General features: G+C 69.4%; 1 protein-coding gene. It reads left to right on the top strand.

What is annotated here, in order from left to right; all coding sequences use genetic code 11:
- The coding region (locus ASE86_RS11800) for a LysM peptidoglycan-binding domain-containing protein (RefSeq protein WP_156347144.1) at positions 1-1764 on the top strand (1764 nt) is incomplete at both ends.

The raw sequence follows: 1764 nt of genomic DNA, 5'->3' as shown, positions 1-1764 counted from the left end.
CGGCGGCTGGCACCAGAGCACGCACTACGCCAACGGGTTCGAGCGGGTCGAGCAATCGGACGTGTTCGGACGCACGACCTACAGCCACGACCGGATGCCGGACGTGACGATGTACACGACCCACCTGACCTACGACCGCGGCGGGCGGATGGTCGCCCGGTCGGGTAACGAGGGCGAGACGGTCACCTACAACTGGTACAACACCGGCCTGCTGTCGGCGCAGTCGAGCGATCTGGGCTTGGGGTACGAGCGGGCGGTGTCGCGCTACGGCTACGACGCGGCCGGGCGCAAGACGGCCGAGAGCTTCTGGCGCGACGGCGCGCAGTACACCCAGTCCAATGCCGCGTACGACGCGCTCGGGCGGATGACCTGGTGGCACCAGGCGGAGACGGCGCTGCCCTGGGCGACGATGACGTGGGCCTACGACGCGGTCGGCAACATCCGGCGGACGACAGCCGACAAGGCGACGCTCGACCAGTGGGGCAACGCAGTGGGGCGCGCGGGCGAGGACCGCTGGTTCCTGTATGACGCGATGAACCGGGTGACGCTGGACGGCGGGCAGCTGTCGAACGGCCAGATCGTGCGCGGGTGGAACGGCGCGAGCCTGGTCTACGACCGCGCCGGGCAGCGGGTCAGCTCGACGCGCGACGCCTCGCTGATGGGGCAGGTCTGGATCTTCGAGCCCTATCAGAAGCCCGGTGATCCCTATTATCTCCACGATCCCGACCGCGGGGAGTGGGTGCAGCACCAAGCCTATTACACGGGCCTGCGGCAGGAGAGCTTCGGCTATGCCGCCGACGGGCAGCTGACCAACGTCGCCATCGTCGAGACGGGTTACACCGACGACGGCCAGGGCAATGCGGTTTCGACCAACGTGCTCGACCGCCAGGGCGGCGGCGCCAGCTTCCAGTTCGACGGCATGGGGCGCCAGACCCGCCAGCTCGACTACGACGCCGCCGGGCAGATCGCCTACGACCATGAGCAGGTCTACTCGGCCGCGGGCCGGGTGACCCGCGACATCACCCGCCGGCTGGAGGGGGGCGTGACGCTCGTCACGGACACGTCCAACGACTATGGCGGCCATGCCGCGCTGGGGCAGGTCGTGTCGTCGACGACCCACAGCCACCGCGACGGCCAGCCCCAGGGCACGACATACACGTCGAACGGCTACAACTGGCGCAGCGGCGGGCCGCAGATCGCCTCCACCAGCACCTCGGGCCAGACCTCGAGCAGCACCGTCTACACCTACGGTGCGGGCGGGCGGCTCGAGACGATCTCGATCTCGGACGGGCGGTCGCGCACGATCTCGATCGTCAGCGACCTCACCGGCCAGGCGCTGACCCGCGACGAGAGCGACACCAACCCCAATGTCGGCGACCCGCACGAGCGCTGGTACCGCTTCAACGGCAACGAGCTCGGCCATGTCGGCAACGACGGCACCGGGATGAACGATTATGCCGGCTCGGTGCAGACCCGGGGCTGGGTGCAGCAGAACGGCGCGTTCGGCAACAACCGCCGCTACGGCCATGCCTTCTCCGAGAGCATCGACCAGATCACCAGCTACGAGCAGGGGTCCTCGGGCGGCGGCTACACCGTGCGCGCCGGCGATACGCTCGCCGGCATCGCCGCGCAGGTGTGGGGCGATGCGAGTCTCTGGTACAAGCTCGCCCAGGCCAACGGCCTCGGCGCGAACGCAGCGCTCACCACCGGCCAGACCCTGACGCTGCCCGCCGGCGTGATCCGCTCGACCTACAACGCGAGCCA

It is taken from the genome of Sphingomonas sp. Leaf33 (genome assembly GCF_001421785.1).
In the GTDB taxonomy this organism is placed as follows: domain Bacteria; phylum Pseudomonadota; class Alphaproteobacteria; order Sphingomonadales; family Sphingomonadaceae; genus Sphingomonas.
This window is presented reverse-complemented; position numbering and strand designations above follow the sequence as displayed.